A 17,678-nucleotide genomic window follows, 5' to 3' on the forward strand; every position below is an offset into this window, starting at 1 on the left:
ATTTACTTATTTTGACGACATTCATCGGTGTTCTAACTACACTAGAGGTTATTTAATCGTTTAGATGGAATGAAGGAACTTTTCTATCTGAATTACCTTTATCTTTTGATAATTTTGATCCATAATTCAGTACAGATCAGTTGTGAGCAGAGGGAACTTATCAGAATTACATTTAGAGATTATTGAGGAGATGATCGAGGAATCCCTCAAGAAGGCAGCTCAATCTATGGAGCAGATGCTACGTATTAGAGTTAATCCTGATCTGATACAATTTGGCGAAGGTGAGCTAAAACCACTGCATGAATTTGATGATTTAGGAAGGTTTAAGGTAAACCTAATGAAAGTGGCTTTCAAAGGTGAAATCAATGGTGCCTTTTACTTTATCATCAATAGTCATGAGATGGATTTAATCAATCAGGTTTGCTTACCCGAAGGAATGACACACTCAAGAGCCTCTCATGACAAAATGATGCGCCATGATTTTATGGCGGAAATAGAAAACCTGATAGCAAATATGTCCATGGCGGCTTTATCGGATTTTTTGGGAGTGGAGGTCACAGGTGAAGTGCCGATAGTCAGAAATATGAAGGGCGAGTTGGTGAACGCCTATTTAGAAAATGAAAATGAGCAGAATCAAACCGCTTTTTTTGTTAAATCTACGCTAGATGGAATAGTAGTTAATATCCAACCGCATTTCTTGTGGATGATTGATGACAACTTTGTTAGAATTACCAAGCTTAACACTGTTGCTTAGTTCGAATCCTTCTTTTTAAAATTCAAAGCCCCTGAATTCATACAGTACCTTTGACCGCTTGGCTCTGGACCATCCGGAAATATGTGACCCAAGTGACTTCCACAGCGACCGCATTTGACCTCTGTTCGGATCATTCCAAAGGACTTATCTTTTTCAAAATCAACAGCATTAGCAGAAATGGGATCGTAAAAACTCGGCCATCCTGAACCTGAATCATACTTGGTTTCAGATGAATATAATTCGTTTCCGCACGCCGCACACTCATAAATACCTTTGTCTTTATTTTCTAAGAGAGCTCCGATCCACGGTCTTTCTGTGCCTTTTTCACGAAGGATGTAATACTGTTCTTCGGAAAGCTCCTTTTTCCATTCTTCTTCAGATTTATTGATTTTGTCCATTTCTGAGGTTCATTATGCATTACCAACTAATGCTAAGATAAAACAGTTCAGGTACGTAAAAGTCCACTTATCACATAACTAAAAATTAGCGCAACTTATTAACCGAATTACTCATTAAATAATTGGACTACAATACTCAAAATGAAAAGACAACTAATCATCATACTATCATCGATAGGTATTCTTGTGTTAGCTATTGGCCTGGCCGGATTCTTTGCCGGACAAAAGGAAGACCCAAAGGAGAAAAAGCCTGTCGCTGTAAAGAAAGTCGTTCAGACAAAAGAGGTAAACTATCGAACAATTCAAACGGATGTAGTAACACACGGAAGAGTTCAAACAGCTCAAACGCTTGATTTACTTTCTGAAGTATCCGGAAGAATGTATCAGGGGAATGTGAAATTAAAGGAAGGCGAAAGTTTTAAAAGGGGAGATTTGATATTCTACATTGATGACAAAGAGCCTGCCCTAAACCTTAAGTCACAAAAATCTAATTTTCTTAGAGATCTTGCTGGAATACTTCCAGACCTAAAGGTTGATTTCGATGACAATTTTGATGAATGGAAATCCTATTTCAATTCATTGGATATAGATGAAAAGTTCGGGCCGCTTCCTAAAGTAAAATCTGAGAAAGAAAAGATTTTCTTAGCAACAAAAGGTATTTACAGCTCATACTATAGTATAAAAAGTACGGAAGCAAGACTAGATAAGCATAGATTTTACGCTCCGTTTGAGGGTAGTATTATGCAAATCAATATGCAATCGGGTTCATTTGTGAATCCGGGTGTCAGTATTGGTACTGTTATGAGAAGAGGAGTGCATGAACTGAAGGTAGCAGTTGAGACTAAAGATATTGCCTGGATAAAGACCAATACACCTGTGAAGATTTACTCAGATGAGATGAATCAATACCTTGACGGTGTGGTCACTCGCATTAGTGATTATGTAAATCAAAATACTCAATCAGTGGATGTTTTCATTGCGATAAAGTCATCCGATAAGAAGATTTATGACGGCCAGTTCTTTCAGGCATCAATCCCCGCTAGAACAGTAAAAGATGGTATGATTATGCCCAGAAATGCCATTTACAATGGAAATGAAGTATTTGTGGTCGAAGATACACTGCTGAAAACAAGACAAATTGATGTAATCAGACTTGCTGGAGAAGAAGCGATCATTAGTGGACTAGATCAAGGAGAGGACTTAGTAGTAGATGCGCTGATTGGAGGTTACAATAATATGGTTGTAGAAAAGAAAGAGGTAAAAGACATTAATCTGGAAATAGGTAGTGTGGAAGAAACTTCCTCAGCCGGCAATACACCCACTGCATCTAACTAAACTCAACGGAAATGACATTTATAAAAAACCTCGTAGAATACTTCGTTAAGTTTCCAATACTGGCAAATATTCTAATTGCATTAACGCTGATCGGTGGGATTGTATCAATAGCCAATACTAAGAAATCTTTTTTTCCAACACGTAGCGATCGAAACATCAACATTTCGGTAGCATATCCGGGGGCTTCACCGGAGGAAATGGAAGAAGGTGTGACGCTTAAAATTGAAGAGGCGATTAATTCCATTCCCGGAATTGATGAGATCATGTCTACCTCATCAGAAAATTCTGCCAATATCACGCTGGTCACATTTGACAATTATGATATCGATGATATTTACACAGAAGTAAAGAATGCTGTTGATGGTATCAATTCTTTTCCTGCCGGCGCAGAAAAGCCTATAGTTTTTAAACAAAAACAACAATCCACCGCACAATGGTTGGGTTTAACCGGCGATGTTGACCTTAGGACACTAAAGCGGTTTTCAGAGGAAATCGAAGACGATTTATTGGCGATGGAAGCCATTTCGCAAGTAAATGTTTCCGGCTTTCCAGCACTTGAGATTTCAATAGAAGTAAGCGAGCAAGATTTACTTAGATACAATCTCACGTTTGATCAAGTGGCAAATGCGGTACGACAAAACAATCGAGACATATCTGCAGGATCAGTAAAATCTCCAAAAGAGGAAATATTAATACGTTCGAAGGCAAAAGAGACGGAAGCCAATGACATAGCAAATATTGTAGTCAGAAGTAATCAGGATGGTAGCGAAGTGCTTCTCAAAGACATTGCTGTGATTAAGGAACAGTTTGCAGATGTACCATCTAAAGCCATGCTAAGTGGTAAAGAAGCGGTCTTCATAGAGGTAAGAAAGCTTGAGACAGAAGATTTAGAAGAAATCTCTGAAGTGGTAAATGCATATGTAGAGGATTTCAATAACAGGAACAGTGCGGTTGAACTCCACATGACATGGGACTTTATGAGCATGCTAAATCAGCGGCTCGACCTTTTAACTAATAATGGTATTGTTGGGCTTTTGCTTGTATTGATTTCACTCGGTCTTTTCCTAAGTCTTAGGCTTTCCTTTTGGGTCGCATGGGGAATACCGTCATCTTTCCTGGGGATGTTTATACTTGGAACTTTTGTTGGTCTGACCATCAACATGATTTCCTTATTTGGGATGATCCTGGTGATAGGAATTTTGGTTGATGATGGTATCGTAATCGCAGAGAATATCTATTCCCATTTTGAAAAGCATGGCAATCCAATCAAGGCTGCAGTTAATGGCACCATAGAAGTATTACCGGCCGTATTTACTTCAGTTACCACCACAATAGTTGCTTTCACTCCATTGCTGCTTTTAACTGGAGGATTCGAGTTTCTGAGAGACATGGCATTTGTGGTCTGCTTTAGTCTTGGGTTTTCACTACTAGAGGCATTCTTCGTTTTGCCTGCACACCTTGCAAGCAAGAGTGTTTTGAAAGTGAAAAAGGAAAACACCCGAAGTTATAAAGTAAGAAAATCTCTTAATGGAGTGATCGATTACATGCGAGATAACATCTACGGTAAGGGGCTAAGATTCACAATGCAAAACAGATGGGTGTCTCTGTCAATGCTTGCAGGATTTTTGATCATAATTATGGGATTACTAGCCGGAAGTCAAATTAAAGCCACTTTCTTCCCTCAAATCCCATTCAATAGCTTCAACATTAACATTGCTTTTAAACCTGGCGAAAGGGAGCAAAAAGTTGAACAATACTTGTCGCAGTTCGAAAGTGCAATCTGGAAAGTAAATAGTGATCTTAAGAATGAATTTGAAATTGAGGATGACATTGTCAATAATACTTTTACGAATGTAGGCTTTTCACAATGGGAGTCCGGATCTCACACAGGTTCAATAAATATCTTCTATAAAGAGCTAGACGATTATGGACTCAATCAATTTGATCTAATAAATAAAATAAGAGCTGAAATTGGACCTGTTTCTGAAGCTGAGAAATTTGCCATTGGTGGTGGAAATCGATTTGGTAAGCCTGTTTCGATACGGTTGATGGGTAAAAACTATGAAGAGTTAGGTGAGGCAAAGCAGTTTTTGAAAGACGAACTGGCAGGAATTGCTGATTTAAAAGAAATAGAAGATAATGTTCCTGTGGGTAGAAGAGAGATGCTCTTTGATTTGCGCCCGGAGGCTTATTTCCTGGGCCTAAATCACAATGATATTACCAAACAAATGCGTCAAGGGTTTTTTGGTGAAGAGGTGCAGCGATTTATGAAAGGGAATGATGAGTTGAGGGTATGGGTAAGGTACCCTGAGTCAGGTCGGAAAAGCATCAATCAACTGGAGGATATTAAGATCAAGACGCAAACAGGGCAGGAATTCCCACTTTCCCAGCTTGCAGATTATGAGATTGAGAGAGGCGTCTCCGGAATTAAGCATTACAATACATCCAGGGCCATTACAGTTGAAGCGGAAATGATCGATCCTTTTGGTGAAGTTCCACCGATACTTAAGAAAATAAGAGAGGAGATTGTGCCTGACCTACAAGCAAAATTCCCTTCTGTAGTGATTGACTATGGAGGGCAATCCCAACAAAGTAACAGAGCCGGTAAAGAGATTGGATTGTATTTCGGTGGTGCATTCTTGCTAATCTTCTTTATTCTAATGATTACTTTCCGATCATACTATCAAGCGGTATTAATCATCATGATGATTCCTCTTGGGTGGTTTGGTGCAATTTTAGGTCATGGGATAGAAGACTGGATATCACCGGCAAAAGAACTTCCTGTTTCATTGCTAAGTGTTTGGGGAATGGTAGCACTATCAGGAGTCATAATTAATGACGCGGTAGTATTCCTTTCCAAATTCAATACATTAATCAAAGACGAAGGGATGTCCGTGTATCAAGCAGCATATAACGCAGGTCTTTCCAGGTTTCGTCCAATCATGTTGACATCACTGACAACAGTATTAGGTTTATACCCTTTGATCAAGGAGACAAGCTTTCAAGCTCAATTCCTTATTCCGATGGCAATATCTGTGGCATATGGAGTGCTGATAGGTACGTTCATCATACTGCTTTATTTCCCGGTATTCATTGTTTTGTTTAATGATATTCGGAGAGCTGCGAAATGGCTATGGACAGGTAAAAAACCTACACGCGAAGATGTTGAACGTGTGCTTATTGATGAAAGGCGCATAGAGGAGTACAAAGAATCTGCTTAAATCACTACACTACTATTTGAGATGAGAAAACTTATTTTTTCAATTGGAATATTATGCCTCTCCCTAAGTTATGGTCAGGAGCAATTATCACTTTCTGATGCCATTCAAATCGGTTTGCAAAGAAATTATGGCATTCTGATAGAGGAAGGCAATGTGGAAGTGGCAAGAAATAACAATGACTGGGGACAGGCCGGTAGATGGCCTACCATTAGTCTATCAGTGAATCAAAACAATAACCTGACTGATAATGTCAAAGTAGCATTTCCTACGGCCACTCAGGGACAAACATTATCGAATTCACTTAACCCTACTTTGAATGTAAACTGGACTCTATTTGATGGGTTCAGGGCTAATATCACTAAAAAGCGACTAGAATTACTTCAAGCTGAATCGCAAGGTAATGCTTCGGTGGTCATAGCAAACACTCTTCAAAGCATCATTTTAGGGTACTACCTGGCCGTTCTTGAATACGAACGATTAAATGAATTTGAAAAGCAGTTGGCGCTTTCCAGGGATAAATACCAATACATAAAGATTAAATCTGATTTAGGTAGTGCAGTGACGACTGATATCCTGCTGGAAGAAGGCAATTATCTGACAGATTCTATCAACTATATCAATCAACAGCTTACCTACAGAAATGCAATCAGAGACCTAAATGTATTACTTGCAGAAGAAAATGTAGCCAAAACATATGTCTTTATGGATACCCTGCAATTGCCTGATGAAACCTACACATTCGATGATCTCAGGTCTCAGATGATCCAAAAAAATGTAGATCTTAAAAAGCAATACATCACTCAATCATTATTAGGTGAAGCAACCAAATTAAGTAATGCCGATAGATATCCAACGTTGGCATTAAATGCATCTTTTTCAGAAAACAGGAACAGTTTAGACCTTTCTGAAGCTGTTTTTTTTACCGGAAGCGGATTTTCTGGCGGACCCGACACTCGTCTAAACAGCGTAACAGATAATTATACGGCCAGCTTTACACTTTCATATACGTTGTTTGATGGAGGTCGAATAAACAGAGCGATTAAAAATGCGATGGTAAATGAGCGAGTGGGACAGCTAAGAGTGGACCAAATGGAAACTTCTCTTGACAGAGATCTGCTTTCAGCATTGGATAGGTATAATGTAAGACGACAACTTTTTGCAATCAACTCAAGAAGGGAGGAGGCAGCCAAAACTAACCTGGATTTATCAGAGGAGAAGTTCAAAAATGGCAGTATTAATTCCTTTGATTACCGGGACGTTCAAAACAATTACTTATCATCTTCTATTCTGAAGTTGCAAGCAGCTTACAATCTTATCAATTCTAAAATTGAGCTTATGAGGTTAACTGGCGGATTGATTCGTGCTTATAAAGATTGACCAGAGATTGCGATAGATACGATCCTTACTTCATCGGCCTTTTCTTCTCCATCATTTACGACACTGTTCCAATAGTGAATCATTATTCGCTCGGAATCATTTACGTCATATCCTTGAATTTCATCAAATGGAATTTCAATTGACTCCCGGGCTTCCAGGTGAGGTTGATCATCTCCTACAGGGTAAACACCTTTTAGCCCTAAAAAACGCTCGTCTACAAGGTGATAGTAGACTTTAAACTGCCTTTGATTTGTTAATTGTACAGCATCCTCAGTTATTCCAATATCGATAATAGGCCCAGCCTCATCATCTTTTGAACATCCGGTGAATACCATTACACCTAATAGTAATAGAATAGAAACCTTTTTCATAGCATTTTACTACTAATACAACATAGACTGAATCAGCCCCTATTGGAAGTAGTGATTTTAAATGCCCTTGAGTGTGAATTAATATACATTTCGAATTTCCAATAGAAACTGCTGCATGGCTTGCTTGATCTCTTTAGTCGGCCGGGTGTAGTGATTATTCATCAAAGAAAAGATCATTCGCTTTCCAGAACGTGTGATTAAAAAACCACTCAAGTTGTGGTTGTTACTGAGTGTTCCTGTTTTTGCGAAGATGTAGGCAGGTTCATCCTCACCTGGAAGGTAAAGCTCCTCCAATGTACCTTCACCACCGGTCGGCAAAAGGGAGGTCACTCGCTCCCAGCCAAACTGATCATGGCACTTCTTCAGTAAACGGACCTGATCTACAGGAGCAATCAAATTATATCGGGACAAACCAGATCCATCTACCCAAACAAAATCATTCAAGCTAGCAAGCCAGGTATTTTTAATCTCTTTGATAAACGGTTTTACTTCATCATAGCCGTTCCACCGGGCTGCCATTAGTAAAAGCTGTTCTGCAAGGAAGTTGTCACTTGGTTTGAGCATAGAAGCTAAAACAGTATCTACATGTTGGGAATAAAGTGTGTCTGTGAAAAGTGTGTTTTCAAGATTAAGTACGACAGGAGTAGACAAGGTGTCCGATAAAAGTTGGATGAAAAGCTCTTTTGAGTATTCAAAAGGTATAATTCGCTCAAAATCCGAAGTATCACTCTCTAAATATGCTTTGAATACATTGAATTTTAATTCTCTTTCAATAAGCTCGCCCGGTTTGATTTGCTCTGCTATTTCTACATAATCTTCAAAAAAAGAGGGAGTTACCGTGATCGTATCATTGACCTTTTTGATACGTACGGTATTTCCATAAATTGGCCACCAGGCTCGCTGAGGTTGATAGCTATACATGTAATCATCCCATGCCCAGCCGGACCCAAAAGGGTTGGGGTCTTCAGAAGGCCAGCTAATTCTTAATTTGTTTTGCTGATTTAAAAAATCTAAGGTGCTTTGATTTGTAAATGGTTCATAAAGAAAAGACGGATCGCCAAGCGGCTGAACATTCAATAGTGAATCATTTTCAGTGTATATCAATGACGGTATAGAATCAGTAAACGTATTTAACGTCACATACATTGTTAGGAGCTTGGTGTTTGATGCAGGTGTGAATTTTAATGTAGAATTGTGACTTGCTAGAAATTCATCCGTTTCCATATCGTAAAGGCTGAAACCGGTAAATTGGTTGGAGAAGACTTCTGATTGATTAAGTAGCTGCGATATATCCTTTTCCACAGCAAGCTTTTTAACACCTGCACAACCATGAATGAATGATAGAGCAATGACTATCGCTTTAATAGGATAGGGGTTTCTCTTGATTGAGGGTAAGGAAAAATACTGAAACATCAATTTAAGTAGTGAATTACGCTGAATTAAGCTATTTTTCCGTTTGTGGAGCACGATTTTTTTTCGTATTTGTAAATTACTTATTTTGCTCTACTAATCTAAAACCAAAAGAAACTTCTACCTAGTTACCAATGAGTATATTAGAATTAATCACACTCCTGATTTTTTTGGCTGCCGCCTTTACATTAATCAACATTACCGTACTTAAACTTCCATCCACCATTGGATTGATGTTTATAGCACTGGTTATGTCAGTATCTATATTGGTACTGGGTTATTTTTTCCCTTCTATCACGGAGGGAGCAGAACACATCATCGCAGAGTTTGACTTTGAAGAGGTGTTGATGAATGTGATGCTGAACTTCCTGCTATTTGCAGGCGCCCTGTCTACCAACCTGAATAAGCTTATAGAAGAGCGAGTTCCGGTTATTATCCTGGCAACTATTGGAACATTGATGTCTACATTTCTTGTGGGCTATTTGGTGTATTACATTTTCCCACCAATAATCGGATTCGAAATTGATCTTATTTATTGTCTATTGTTCGGTGCTTTGATATCACCAACTGACCCGATTGCCGTTTTAGCACTGACAAAACAATTTGGACTTTCAAAAAAATTAGAAATCAAGATTGCCGGCGAATCATTATTTAATGATGGTGTAGGGGTAGTAATATTCCTGACGATTTTAGGGATTGCTAAGGCCCAGGCTGGTATTCATGAGCCTGGTGGTCACGGTGCTGGAGAGATTACCGCCGCAAGTGTTGCTATGCTATTTAGTGTAGAAGTTTTTGGAGGGTTACTACTTGGAGCAGTGTTTGGATTTTGTGGATTTAAACTACTCAACTTCATTGATAATGATCATGTGGAACTGGAAGTACTCGTGACACTAACACTTGTAATGGTGGGTGGTCGTATTTCTGAAATGATTCACGTATCTGCACCACTTGCGATGGTAGTGATGGGACTATTCATCGGTAATCAAGGACGCGACGAAAAGCTTGCAAATGCGACCGGAGAGTACGTATTTAAATTCTGGCATTTGCTGGATGAGGCATTGAATGCTATTCTATTCATCCTGATCGGACTTGAAATGCTTGTGATAGCGGAATCATTCACACTCAGCAATCTGGCAATAGGTGGTATCGGTATCGTAATCGTTCTTTTCGCCAGATTCCTTGGAGTAAGTATTCCAATAACAATTATGAAGCGATTCAGGGAGTTTGAACCTAAAACCATTCAGATTTTAACATGGGGAGGTCTACGAGGAGGTATATCTGTTGCGCTAGCTCTTTCACTTACAGATATAGCTTTTCCTGATGAAATTAAGGACATTATTCTATTTACTACCTATTGTGTAGTGGTATTCTCAATATTGGTTCAGGGCCTTACTATTGGCTCATTGTTGAAAAAATAATCTTTGGGGTATCGGTCTTTAACTAAAATTTATGAAATTCGCTCATTGAGAAACATTGCATTTTTAAAATAACCAACTATGAAATTAAGCATCGCAGAAGGATTTTATTTGATCGCTCTAGATGACGAAGAAGGACGAATTTTGGCTGCTGCCGAGAAAACGGTAGTGCCTGGTGTAGTCGCAGCATGTATACTAGAGTTGTATTTGCTGAAGAAAATCAAACTGGATGGCGGAAATATTTCTGTGGTTGATACAATCGGTACTGGTAACGGAATCCTGGACAATGTCTTGAAAAAGCTAAAAACAGGTCCATCAATCACTGATCAAATTAAGACGCTTTCAGGCAAATTCAAGGACATTCAGGAGGATTTAAATGCGCTTTTAGTTCAGAGAGGCATTCTCAAGAAAGAGGAAACGAAGCTTCTTTGGATTCCACTTTCTGACCGAATGGACAATGCAAACTATGCGTTCGAACAAGAGATCAGAAATAACTTAAAGGCAATTGTTTTTAAAAGTGCTAAACCTTCACCTGCATTTACAATTCTTTTTTCACTGATCGATGATTGCAATATCCTAAGTGAAGTGTTCAGAGATAAGGACGAATTAATTGATGCAGAGAAAGTAGGAAAAGAAATAATTGAGCGTTCGGGAGTAGATGAAGACCTTGCGAATGCGCTGCGAATGCTTAAAGATCTATTTGAGTAATTTCAAGCATTACATATCTTATTAAAAATGAAGAGGAGTGTTTACTCCTCTTCGTCGTTTATAGTGTCTTGTGTTGAAGTATTCACCAGATCCTCTCGTTCCAGCTCTTCTAGTTCTCTGGTTTCCTGTTTTAGAAATTCGATCAGCTTCATTTCAAAAGCAACCTGACCGGAATCTTCGGAAATCCCATACATCCTTGTGTAAATCTTATTTTGAAAGTGCTGAAGCGTGCGCATATAAGATATGAGCGTGTCTTGCTTTTCCATCAGCTTATTCGCTCGAAAAGCCATGAATCCAAAACCTTCGTGCGGGTTGTTGTTGTCACGCTCAGTCATGATGTATTCAACACCATCTACTTTGATCTTGGTAAAGTGGGTATCTTCAAAATTGTCGTTAACCGCTCTGGGACGAAATTCCTCACCTTCGTTTATATCCTTGTTTTCACATGAAAATAATAACGCAATGGAACCAACCAAAAATAGCTTTCTCATTTCTTTCTGTGTTTAACCATTCCTTCTTCCACACCAAATACACGTTTTAAAAGCTTGAATGCTTTGCCATTCAATAGTATGATCAAATAATCACCGGTATTAATTTTCAAGTCCCCCAGCGGATTTTTGATGAGTTTCTTATGACCGAATTTATCACGCTTAGTGATTCCGATCAAAACTGAGTTGTATCTCTTTTTTAAATCAAAAAATACATCTTGATACGCTTTTCCATTGTATGGATTATTCGGAGTGATTAAAAGCTGCTTGATGTCATAATCACTGTCTGATTTGGCATACGAAAGAACAGACTCACTGTAAGAGGCAACATCAGGCTCAAACATATAAGATGCCAGCAGTTTAGATGAAATCTCTTGTGTTGATATCGTATTGCTAACACCTGCCGCCAAGAATGTATTCTTAAGATCTCCATTCTCCAAAGTGACAACAAACTCTGTTTCAGGAAACACTTTCTTCAAATTCAGCACATACACCAGTTTATCCGTATCGTCCATCATATTTACAAACACAATATTGGCTTCATCAATGTTTGCCTTTTTGATTAGTTCATGATTATTGTAATCGCTGAATAGAACAAATACATTTTTGGGGTTGTATTTTTCTCTTATGAGATCAACATCGTCTTTTTTATTGGTCACGATAGCCACTAGCCGACCGACACCAACCAATTGATCCACAACGTGCCATCCAAATTCATTCCACCCAATAATAACCGCATGATTATTGAAATTGGTGCCATTGTAACCCAGCTTCTTGTTTTCCTTTATTGTTGTCATAAGCGTAGTAAGTTGTCCTATTAATATTCCGAAAATACCGATACTCGTAAGAATGAATATCATTGAAATGTATCGCCCCCATATCGTAGCAGGGAAGATATCTCCATAACCCACAGTAGTCAGTGTTACTAATGAATACCAAAAAGCATTTGAATAATTATTTAGTGCTGACTGACCGCTATCTTTCTCAACGAAAACAAGCAGCCAAACCAGAAAAAGGTAGATGACTACAACAAACGCAATGAAAAAGATCAGGCGTAGGCTGGCATTCTTTTTTAAGGTATTTGACATAGGCTAGGTAAAAGTCAAATATAACATATTCAAGATGTTTTTGACTCAGTAGTTTTTGGGATGAAACAAATACAATGGTGTCTAAGATAGTAATAGTAAGTTTTGATGCTGCTAGGAAATCCTATTTTCTTGCACTTAAGGAAGATTGATGATTATTTCTTCTGCATCAGTCCCCGGTTTGCCTAACCTCAACATTGCTTCTTTGCATTTGATTAAGTCTGCTGCCAATAGCGTGGGTTTGATTAATCCCCACAATTCTTTGGCATTATCACAGTAAAAATAAAGTGTTCCGTGGCTGCCATCTAACGCAATCTCATGACCATCAAAAACAGCACCATCAATTGAATCTAGTAGCTCACGCAATTGTTCTGATAACCTATGGATGGGCTCAAGGCTATTGATCCAACCTTCGAAATAAACGATGATTGCATGGTCATGACTCATTACCGGTTAAAACCTCTCAGTTTGATCTGAGTTAGCTTTCTTTTGGTATCCAAAGGAAAATCACCCTTCATTACCCAATCGTAGAAGCTCGGTTCTTTCGCAAGAATATCTGCTACTGGTTTACCTCGATGCTTACCGAAATTGAACACTTCAATACCATCCTTGTAGATCATTCTTCCTGCCAGATCTACACGGCCGGATGTGGTAAGTTCATGCAGCTTTCCCATATCATTTTCAATGGTTGCTAGTTTTTTGCCAAGCCCGTCAAAGGCTTCTTCACCCTCATACTTTTCAATTTGTGACACTAACACTTCATACGTTGCTTTCGTATCAGCCAGTGCACTGTGGGCATCCACCAGGTCTTTGTCGCAATAGAACTTATAGGCAGCTGTCAGGTTGCGCTTTTCCATCAAATGAAAAATTTTCTGCGCATCTACAATTTTTCTATTGTCTACGTCAAAATCAACGTTTGCTCTCAAGAATTCTTCAACCAGTACAGGAACATCAAATCCTAAAACGTTAAATCCCGCCAGGTCACACCCCTCCAGGTATTGAGCCAATGATTTTGCCACCTGTGCGAAAGTAGGCTCATCTTTAACATCTTCATCATAAATACCATGGATTAGGCTGGTTTCATGTGGTATTGGTATGGTTGGGTTTATTTTTCGACACTTTTCTTCAACTGTGCCATCAGGCATGGCTTTCACCATCGCAATTTCTACGATTCTGTCCTGTGAGATATTGGTTCCGGTCGTTTCTAAATCAAATACGACTAAAGGGTTTTTAAGATTGAGTTTGAACAAAATATTCCTTTTAAACGTGAGTGATCAAAGATAGTAGAAAGAAGTTAGGAGCTGTGAGTCAGAAGTTGGAAGTTAGAAAGTTGGTGTGGAAAACTTGTGGGAATATTGAAGATAAACACATGAGAATTTTTCCGACTCAATGAGCGTTAACAACTTAAGTTTGTAGAGCCAATCTAATTTACAAACGAAACCTCATGGAAGGAGCTAAGCAAACATCTACATCAGCAGCAAAAAGTCGCAGAATAGGTCTTTCCACACTTTCAGAACATTTAGGTAAACTTCCACCACAGGCAGTAGAAATTGAAGAGGCAGTGCTTGGAGCACTGATGCTCGAAAGAGATGCACTTTCCAATGTCATTGACATTCTTCATCCGGAGAGTTTTTACAAAGATGCCCATCAGGAGATTTATGCAGCTATTGTAGCGCTGTTCAACGACAGTCAGCCAATTGACATAAAGACGGTTACTCATCAGCTTCGTAAAGAGGCTAAGCTTGAGGTAGTAGGTGGTGCGCACTTTGTTGCCGAGCTCACTACCAAAGTAAACTCGGCTGCCAACATCGAGTATCATGCGCGGATTATAGCTGAGCAGTCCATTAAACGGGAGCTGATTCGGATTTCTTCGGAGATCCAAAAAGATGCATACGAGGATACAATAGATGTATTCAAATTGTTGGATCGGGCAGAGCAATCATTATTTGATGTGTCAGAATCTCACATCCGAAAGAATTATGACAAAATGAGCTCGCTGATGCATCAGGCGATTGATGAGATTCAGGTTAGAAAGGATCGTAAGGATGGGCTAACAGGAGTGCCGAGTGGGTTCTCCGCACTGGATCGAGTAACCTCCGGTTGGCAGCCATCAGATTTGGTGATCATTGCTGCACGTCCGGGTATGGGTAAAACAGCCTTTGTGGTTTCCGCCCTTCGAAATGCAGCCATCGATTTCAATACTCCAGTGGCCATCTTCTCACTGGAAATGTCATCCGTACAGCTGGTCAATCGTTTGATCTCTGCTGAAGCAGAACTGCCAAGTGAAAAAATTAAGAAAGGAGATCTGGCCGACTATGAATGGGAACAGATGATCCATAAAACTCGAAAGCTTTCGGAAGCACCGATCTTCATTGACGATACTCCAGCATTAAGTATCCTGGAGCTACGAGCAAAGTGTCGAAGGCTGGCAGCACAACACGGAGTGAAGCTGATCATCATTGACTACCTCCAGTTGATGAGTGGAGACAGTAGTAAGGGCGGAGGAAACCGGGAACAAGAAATTGCTTCGATTTCACGGGCCTTAAAAGGAATAGCAAAAGAACTGAACGTCCCTGTTCTGGCTCTATCACAGTTGAGTAGGGCAGTGGAAACACGTGGGGGTGATAAGCGGCCTCAACTTTCTGACTTGAGGGAATCCGGATCAATTGAGCAGGATGCGGATATGGTAATGTTCCTTTACCGTCCGGAGTACTATGGATTGGATACCGATGAATCGGGTATGCCACTTCAGGGACTAGGTGAGGTAATCATTGCCAAGCACAGAAACGGATCACTGGATACCGTCAATCTCAAGTTCATTGGCAAGTTCACTAAGTTCACCGACTGGGATGGAGACCAAGGCAATGGATTTGGAGGCTTCCCAACTTCTGGTCCTTCAAACGATGATTTCACCATCACGCTACCTAGTAAGGCAAATGGAGGCGATGAGGGGCCGGAGGATGATGCTCCATTCTAATTTTTTAATTTTCGTCTGCTTGTTGCTTACAGCTAAAAACTTGTAACTAAAGAATGAAAGCAATCACAATTACGCAAGAATCGGAACCGATTCAATTGACAGATATGGATAAACCAGAAGTGTCAAGTGATGAATGTTTAGTGAAGATTTCAGCTGCTGCACTGAATCGACGAGATCAGTGGATCAGGGAAGGCATGTATCCGGGCATTCAGTTTGGAACAGTGCTTGGATCGGATGGATGCGGGGTAGTGGAAGTAGGACCTGCTGAATGGAAAGGTAAAGAGGTAATCATCAACCCAAATGTGAACTGGGGTAACAACCCGGAAGTTCAGTCTTCAGACTACTCAGTATTGGGCATGCCGACCAATGGCACCCTTGCAGAATATATTAAAGTGCCTGTCCATAGCTTGCAGAAAAAACCATCACACCTTAGTAATGAAGAGGCTGCTGCCTTGCCGCTTGCAGGTCTTACTGCATTCCGAGCTGCCATTAAAAAAGGAGGTGCAAAACCCGGAAAAAGGGTGCTTGTTACGGGTGCCGGGGGTGGTGTGAGCCAATTTGCCATTGCATTTGCAATAGCCTCAGGTGCTGAAGTTTATGTGACGAGTGGAAGTGTAGAGAAGATTGAGAAAGTGAAGAAAATGGGAGTGAAGGCTGGCTTCAACTACAAAGAGGAGAAGTGGTTCAAAGAAGCCGGACAATACGACGCAATAATTGATAGTGCCGGTGGCAACCAGTTAAACAATTACCTAAAAATCGTGAAACCAGCCGGACGAATTGTAATGTATGGGAGCACGACCGGACACCCGGAGAAGGTGGATGTGTTCCGGCTCTTCTGGTCACAAGCTCAGATTATGGGCTCCACAATGGGAAACGACGATGAGTTTGTGGAAATGATTGAATGCGTTAATAAGTATCAGATAAAACCGACGGTTGATCAAGTCTATGAGTTGGAAGATTACCTAAACGCATTTGATCGTTTTAAAGCGCCGGATCATTTTGGGAAGATCGTGGTGCGGTTTTGATAAGTCACCCTTCGAGAACCTCAGGGTGACAATTATTTATACCTATTCTAGTCCTCGTTTGCAACGAGGATTCCAAAAGAATTAATATTAGTACAATATCCACTATCCCTTACAGACGTGGAGGTAAAAGCAATGGCTTAAACAAGAAAATATAAATTTTACTAGAACTGGAATGTATGCACAAATCTACCGTGCAATGTATCCAGCCTTTATCCCTTTTTCTAAATCATAGCTATCACCAACAGAACCAACGACTGCATGTTTTCGATCCAGATCCAAAAGATTACGTAAGGTGTAAAGTGAATTGATCCCTGTGCAGTGAGATCCAATGACATTCACCACGCCAAAATCTTTTAATTTTTCTGCAGTCCATGCTAAATGTTGATCCGTTGCACTTACCAGATGAAAACCACCAATTACGGTCGTGATCTTTTTATCCTTAATATTTGATTTTATGGACTCCAGAGTATTAACAATTCCAGCATGACCGCAACCTGAGACTAAAACAAAGCCATTAGGAGTCTCTATTGCAAGTGACTGATCTTCAGGAATATTGTCTTCCACTTCTGTTCCATCAATCATGATTTTGTTACCAGGGTACCAATTTTTTTCTGGATGAATACGCTTAACTGGTCCTGTTATCCAGACGCCAGGAAACAATTCATTTGGATCTTCATAAATAAAAAATTGAACTCCATCCGCTTCGAGTTCTTTCTTAATTTGATCCATGTTGTAGAATTTGTCTCGCGGAATAAATATTCCTTTACCTACATGGATTCGACTTAGCGCATTTGGATTAATTTTTTTTAACGCTCTTCTGAGGGTAAGAATCCCGCCTGTGTGATCAAAATGATTATGACTTAAAAATACATCCTCAACATCAGCTAAATCGATACCCAATTCATTGGCGTTTGCCAAAACAGTTTGTGGTTTTTGTCCCGTATCAAAGAGTATTTTCTTATCATCAACTTCAATAAGAGCAGCGTAACCCCACTCTCCAATACCTCTGTCTGCAAGCATTGTTGAAAGTGTAGTGATTTTTAAAGAAGACACGCCTTCATTGTTACCCTGACCCATGATTCTTGAGCATAAAAGTAAGGCAAGGGAAATTGAG

Annotated in this window: 16 protein-coding genes; 8 read left to right on the plus strand and 8 right to left on the minus strand. The window is 39.7% G+C overall.

What is annotated here, in order from left to right; genetic code table 11:
* Positions 1-142 precede the first annotated feature (142 nt).
* On the plus strand, positions 143-754 hold the full coding sequence (locus tag ACQK2H_RS09865; RefSeq protein WP_425391272.1) for a hypothetical protein: 612 nt from the start codon (positions 143-145) through the stop codon (positions 752-754).
* Here ACQK2H_RS09865 and msrB read toward each other — a convergent pair.
* Positions 751-1,152: a peptide-methionine (R)-S-oxide reductase MsrB gene (gene msrB / locus ACQK2H_RS09870; RefSeq protein ID WP_425391273.1), complete on the minus strand. Its 402-nt coding sequence runs from the start codon at positions 1,150-1,152 to the stop codon at positions 751-753. The genes ACQK2H_RS09865 and msrB overlap by 4 nt on opposite strands.
* 141 nt (positions 1,153-1,293) lie before the next feature.
* Between msrB and ACQK2H_RS09875 the strand changes: the two genes are divergently transcribed.
* From ACQK2H_RS09875 to ACQK2H_RS09885, 3 genes are read left to right on the plus strand one after another with little or no spacing between them, the layout of a single operon-like run.
* Positions 1,294-2,487, plus strand: coding sequence for an efflux RND transporter periplasmic adaptor subunit (locus ACQK2H_RS09875; RefSeq protein WP_425391274.1), 1,194 nt, complete (start codon positions 1,294-1,296; stop codon positions 2,485-2,487).
* Positions 2,488-2,498: 11 nt separating this feature from the next.
* On the plus strand, positions 2,499-5,708 hold the full coding sequence (locus tag ACQK2H_RS09880; RefSeq protein ID WP_425391275.1) for an efflux RND transporter permease subunit: 3,210 nt from the start codon (positions 2,499-2,501) through the stop codon (positions 5,706-5,708).
* Between the two features lie 21 nt (positions 5,709-5,729).
* The gene (locus ACQK2H_RS09885) at positions 5,730-7,085 is read left to right on the plus strand and encodes a TolC family protein (protein ID WP_425391276.1); all 1,356 of its coding nucleotides are present in this window, start codon (positions 5,730-5,732) and stop codon (positions 7,083-7,085) included.
* Here ACQK2H_RS09885 and ACQK2H_RS09890 read toward each other — a convergent pair.
* Both ACQK2H_RS09890 and ACQK2H_RS09895 read right to left on the minus strand, forming a co-directional pair.
* Positions 7,073-7,456, minus strand: coding sequence for a hypothetical protein (locus tag ACQK2H_RS09890; RefSeq protein ID WP_425391277.1), 384 nt, complete (start codon positions 7,454-7,456; stop codon positions 7,073-7,075). The genes ACQK2H_RS09885 and ACQK2H_RS09890 overlap by 13 nt on opposite strands.
* 78 nt (positions 7,457-7,534) lie before the next feature.
* The gene (locus ACQK2H_RS09895) at positions 7,535-8,869 is read right to left on the minus strand and encodes a D-alanyl-D-alanine carboxypeptidase (protein WP_425391278.1); all 1,335 of its coding nucleotides are present in this window, start codon (positions 8,867-8,869) and stop codon (positions 7,535-7,537) included.
* A gap of 131 nt (positions 8,870-9,000) precedes the next feature.
* On the opposite strand from ACQK2H_RS09895, the gene ACQK2H_RS09900 reads away from it, so the two are divergent.
* Together ACQK2H_RS09900 and ACQK2H_RS09905 are read left to right on the plus strand one after the other, a co-directional pair.
* The gene (locus tag ACQK2H_RS09900) at positions 9,001-10,284 is read left to right on the plus strand and encodes a cation:proton antiporter (RefSeq protein WP_425391279.1); all 1,284 of its coding nucleotides are present in this window, start codon (positions 9,001-9,003) and stop codon (positions 10,282-10,284) included.
* Between the two features lie 78 nt (positions 10,285-10,362).
* Positions 10,363-10,989: a GOLPH3/VPS74 family protein gene (locus tag ACQK2H_RS09905; protein WP_425391280.1), complete on the plus strand. Its 627-nt coding sequence runs from the start codon at positions 10,363-10,365 to the stop codon at positions 10,987-10,989.
* 41 nt (positions 10,990-11,030) lie between these two features.
* On the opposite strand, the gene ACQK2H_RS09910 is transcribed toward ACQK2H_RS09905, so the two are convergent.
* The 4 genes from ACQK2H_RS09910 to ACQK2H_RS09925 form a co-directional block, all read right to left on the minus strand.
* On the minus strand, positions 11,031-11,480 hold the full coding sequence (locus ACQK2H_RS09910; protein WP_425391281.1) for a hypothetical protein: 450 nt from the start codon (positions 11,478-11,480) through the stop codon (positions 11,031-11,033).
* Entirely contained in the window at positions 11,477-12,565 is a 1,089-nt protein-coding gene (locus ACQK2H_RS09915; RefSeq protein WP_425391282.1) for a potassium channel family protein, read from the minus strand. Before ACQK2H_RS09915 ends, ACQK2H_RS09910 begins: the two co-directional genes overlap by 4 nt.
* A gap of 135 nt (positions 12,566-12,700) precedes the next feature.
* Entirely contained in the window at positions 12,701-13,009 is a 309-nt protein-coding gene (locus ACQK2H_RS09920) for a hypothetical protein (RefSeq protein WP_425391283.1), read from the minus strand.
* The gene (locus ACQK2H_RS09925) at positions 13,009-13,812 is read right to left on the minus strand and encodes an exonuclease domain-containing protein (protein ID WP_425391284.1); all 804 of its coding nucleotides are present in this window, start codon (positions 13,810-13,812) and stop codon (positions 13,009-13,011) included. The genes ACQK2H_RS09920 and ACQK2H_RS09925 overlap by 1 nt, the downstream gene beginning before the upstream one ends.
* 194 nt (positions 13,813-14,006) lie before the next feature.
* On the opposite strand from ACQK2H_RS09925, the gene dnaB reads away from it, so the two are divergent.
* Entirely contained in the window at positions 14,007-15,539 is a 1,533-nt protein-coding gene (gene dnaB / locus ACQK2H_RS09930) for a replicative DNA helicase (protein WP_425391285.1), read from the plus strand.
* 53 nt (positions 15,540-15,592) lie between these two features.
* Positions 15,593-16,564, plus strand: a complete 972-nt coding sequence (locus ACQK2H_RS09935; protein WP_425391286.1) for a quinone oxidoreductase family protein — start codon at positions 15,593-15,595, stop codon at positions 16,562-16,564.
* Between the two features lie 186 nt (positions 16,565-16,750).
* Here the strand turns inward: ACQK2H_RS09935 and ACQK2H_RS09940 are convergent, their stop codons facing one another.
* A complete protein-coding gene (locus ACQK2H_RS09940; protein ID WP_425391287.1) occupies positions 16,751-17,617 on the minus strand; it encodes an MBL fold metallo-hydrolase in 867 nt (288 codons plus the stop codon).
* Between the last annotated feature and the right edge of the window lie 61 nt (positions 17,618-17,678).

This window comes from Ekhidna sp. (assembly GCF_965228795.1).
In the GTDB taxonomy this organism is placed as follows: domain Bacteria; phylum Bacteroidota; class Bacteroidia; order Cytophagales; family Cyclobacteriaceae; genus Ekhidna.